This window comes from Protofrankia sp. CiP3 (genome assembly GCF_917627345.1).
GTDB lineage: Bacteria > Actinomycetota > Actinomycetes > Frankiales > Frankiaceae > Protofrankia.
In genome coordinates, this window is the sequence record NZ_CAKJTM010000023.1 from 69,256 (window position 1) to 71,425 (window position 2,170).

A 2,170-nucleotide genomic window follows, 5' to 3' on the forward strand; every position below is an offset into this window, starting at 1 on the left:
ATTCGCGTCGTACTCCCACACGCTGGCCGCCCCGGACGGCGTCACCCGCCGCATCCGCCGACCGAGCACATCGTAGGTCGAGGAGACCGTGCGGCCGTTGCAGGTCTCGGCCAACACTCGGCCGAGGATGTCCCGCCGGAGCGTGCAGTCGGCATCCATGTTCGTTGCCCGGATCACCCGTCCCGCCGCGTCATAGGCGAACGTCGTCACACCGCCCGCGCCGTGCTTCTCCACAACATTACCGAGCAGGTCGCGGGTGAACCGCACCGTCTGGCCGGCACCGTTGGTCCGGGCGACGAGCTGACCGGCGGCATCACGGGCATAGGCCAGCACCCGGCCGTTGAAATCGGTCTCCCGGACAAGATTCCCGGCCGGGTCGTAGTCGTAGCGCCAGACCAGCCCGGCCGGGTTGGCGACGGCCGCCAGCCGCAACTCGGTGTCGTAGGTGAACGCCAGCCGCGCCCCGTCCGGGCCGGTCCGCGCGGCCGGCAGGTCGAAGTGGGTGACCTCGGTCCGGGTCACCAGACCGGCCGCGTCGACATACTCGACCACATTGCCTTCGGCGTCGTAGGCCCACCGCTCGGTCGCACCGTCCGGGAGGGTCCGCCACGCCGGTTTCCCCTCCACCGTCCAGCCGAACCGGGTGACCCCACCGAGCGGGTCGACGACGGCGACCACCCGGCCGAACCCGTCCCGCTCATAGGCGGTGACCGCCCCCGCCGGATCGGTGACCGCGACCGGCAGGCCCGCGGCATCGGTCCCCACCCGCCGGGTGTGACCGAGCGCGTCGGTGACAGCCGTGAGCCGACCACGGTCATCATAGGTGAACGCCGTCCGTGCGCCGGCCGGGTCGGCCACCGCGGTCAGATTGCCCCGATCATCGTAGAACCGTTCCCAGCGGGCACCGTCGGCCTCGACGATCGTCACCGGCAGCCGCAGATCATTCCACGCCGCGGTCACCCGACCGCCATCCGGCCGGATGACCTCCGTCAGGTTGCCGTCGGCGTCATAGCTATACCGCACGGTACGACCCAACGGATCTGTCTCGGCAAGCTTGCGGTCATACCGGTCCCACGCGTAGGTCGTGGTGTGCCCCAACGGGTCGGTGACCGACTCGGCCTGCCCCGCATCGTTGAAACGGTAGGTGGTGGCATGCCCGAACGAGTCAACAGCGGTGGTGGTACGCCGGCCAACGCCGTCGGTGTCGTAGCGCAGCCGGCCGGTCAGAGAGCCGCCCGTGCCCACCGTGGCCACGCACCGGCCGGTGCCGTCGTAGGTATAGCGGTACTCGGTCCCAGTGCGGTCCACCCAGGCCACCATCCGGCCCTCAGCGTCGTACTCGAAACGCAGCGACCGTCTGGAGGAGTTCACAATGTCGGCCACATCACCGGCCTCGGTATAGCCGAACCGCACCAGCTCCACCGCAGCCCCACCGACGCTGCTGGGTCCCGTGGCAATACCGCCGTCGCCACCGGTGCGTGGGCCGGCGTCGAGTACAGCCAGCCCGACAACCCGGTGAGCCTCGGTGTCCACCCGGACCCGGTACCCGCCCGCATGGACGACCTCAGCCGGGGCGCCGTCAGCGTCATAGACGATATCGATACGATTACCATTACGGTCGGTCACTGCGGTCAGCGGCCACTGCACCGGGTCACCCCAGGCCCGCAGCCCACCGGACACGACCGGCGCGGCGAAATGCCAGCTCCGCCCCTGCCCCGGGTCGCTGACCGTGTAGGTACCGTCCGTCCCCCGGGTCAGGGGCCAACGCGGCCCCTCCACCGGCAGCACCGGCCCGCCGACATCGACGCCACTAACACCGGCACCACCGGCGGCCGTGGTCGCAGCCACAGTCGCGTCCATGGCAACCGTGGCATCGAGGGCAGCGCCAGCCGCGGCAACAGCAGGATAGATCAGCACCATCCCGTCGGCGGTCGCGAAGTACACCCCGCCAGCGTCGTCCACCTCGATCCGCTGATCGAGCGTGGACGCCCACGACCGCCCGAACCACCCGCCCAACCGATAGGAGGACAGGTGCGTCCGGGACAGCACCAGCGGCAGCAGACCAGGCAGCTCCACATCAACCTGGGTGAGCACCATATCACCGGTGGCGACATCAACCGGGTCGAACCGGACCAGCCGCTTGAGCGCCTCAACCCCGTTGGCCCGCGGG

1 protein-coding gene is annotated in these 2,170 nt (G+C 70.0%); it reads right to left on the bottom strand.

What is annotated here, in order from left to right:
• On the bottom strand, window positions 1-2,170 hold a 2,170-nt coding region (locus MJ797_RS11475; RefSeq protein WP_239334312.1), incomplete at both ends, for a DUF6531 domain-containing protein.